The organism is Polaromonas sp. P3_C2, assembly GCF_056402675.1.
Window position 1 is genome coordinate 1 of sequence record NZ_JBFUGX010000813.1, and the last position, 1,643, is coordinate 1,643.

The window sequence follows — 1,643 nt, forward strand, 5'->3', positions numbered from 1 at the left end:
CGTCCAGGTTGAGCTTGACGATGATCTGGGTTTCGGCGGTGTTGCGTGAAACCTCGGCAATGTGGGGAGCGTGGGTAGGGGTGGTCATAGGGACTTTTCAAGCGCCGCCAGCATTTGCACGTTCTCGTCCGCGGTGCCGACCGTCAGGCGCAAACAATTGGCCAGCAATGGGTGCATTTTAGAAACGTTTTTGACCAGGACCTTGCGCGATTTCATGCCCTCAAAGGTTTTGGCCGCATCGGGCACCCGCACCAGGATCATGTTGGCGTCGCTTTTCCAGGCTTTGACGCCCTTTGCCTCCATGCCGGCCAGGGCCTCCAGCAACACAGCACGTTGGGCCACCAGCTCCGCGGCCTGCGCGACGAATTCACCCTGGTGCTCCAGCGCGAACAGCGCGCATTCGYAGTTGAGCACGCTGATGTTGTAGGGCGGGCGCACCTTGTCGATCTCGGCAATCAGCGCTTTCGGGCCCATCATGTAGCCGATGCGCACGCCGGCGAGGCCGAGCTTGCTCAGGGTGCGCATCAGCAGCACATGGCCGTGCCTGGCGATGCGGTCGATGTAGCTTTTGCTGGCAAAGGGCTGGTAGGCCTCGTCCATCACGACCAGGCCACCTTGCTCGCCTACGGCTTCGATGATCTTTTCAATCACCGCGTCGTCCCACAGGTTGGCCGTCGGGTTGTTCGGGTAGGCCAGGTAAATGATCGACGGCTGGTGCTCGGCAATGGCGGCCAGCATGGCGGCTTCGTCGAGCTCGAAGTCGGCCGTCAGCGGCACGCCGATGAATTTGAGGCCCTGCAGCTGCGCGCTCATGGCGTACATCACAAAGCCCGGCAGCGGCGCCAATATGGAGCCCCCTTCCACATCGCAGGCCATGGCCAGCAGCGAGATCAACTCGTCCGAGCCATTGCCCAGCATGATGTCGAAGCCCTCGGGCATCTGCGCATAGTCGGCCAGCGCACGGCGCAGGTCATTCACGCGGCCATCCGGGTAGCGGTTCAATGCCAGCGCACCCAGGCGCTGGCCCAGATGGGCCTGCAGCGATGCCGGCAAGCGGTGCGGGTTCTCCATGGCATCGAGCTTGACCATGCCGGCCGATTCCTGGATGGCGTAAGCATGCATGGACTGCACGTCCTGGCGGATCAGTTTTTTGAGCTTGGGAGCCAGTGAGGCGTCTGACTGTTTCATGATGGGTGAATTGACTCTGTCTGGCGGTATTGTGAGTGCCGGTTCGCTCAGCAGCTGCTTTTCTGCACGAAAGCGGAGCCCGTGGGCATGCTCCTGTTGGCCACGTCTTTGCGGTTCAGCAGCTCCCTGAACATGGGATCTACAAAAAGCTTCACGCATTCGCCGGACCGGAAAGTACCACTCACAGGAAGCGTCAGCGACAAGATGTTTGAAACGGTCACCACGATGGAGCTGACGTCGCGATTGCCCTGCTGCGCACCAATGGCGTTGGCCAGCATGACGCCAGCAGAGCCCCCTGCAAGCGTCGCGCTACTTTGCTGAACCGAACTCAAACCATAGTAGGGCGAGGCAGACACTTCGGAGACCACTCCTGAAAGCTCAATCGCATTGGGAGGTTTCTCTGAGGGTTGCACCACGGACGCGCAGCCCTGCAATCCTGCCAGCGCAATGCAAGC

The 1,643-nt window shown here is 60.8% G+C and carries 2 protein-coding genes and 1 pseudogene; all 3 read right to left on the minus strand.

Annotated elements, in window-relative coordinates:
- Positions 1–88, minus strand: a pseudogene (locus AC1DWI_RS22265) (imidazoleglycerol-phosphate dehydratase); the annotation flags it as partial.
- Positions 85–1,188, minus strand: coding sequence for a histidinol-phosphate transaminase (hisC, locus tag AC1DWI_RS22270; protein WP_477725797.1), 1,104 nt, complete (start codon positions 1,186–1,188; stop codon positions 85–87). The gene hisC and the pseudogene AC1DWI_RS22265, both read right to left, overlap by 4 nt.
- 47 nt (positions 1,189–1,235) lie before the next feature.
- On the minus strand, positions 1,236–1,643 hold a 408-nt coding region (locus AC1DWI_RS22275; protein WP_477725798.1), incomplete at its 5' end, for a hypothetical protein.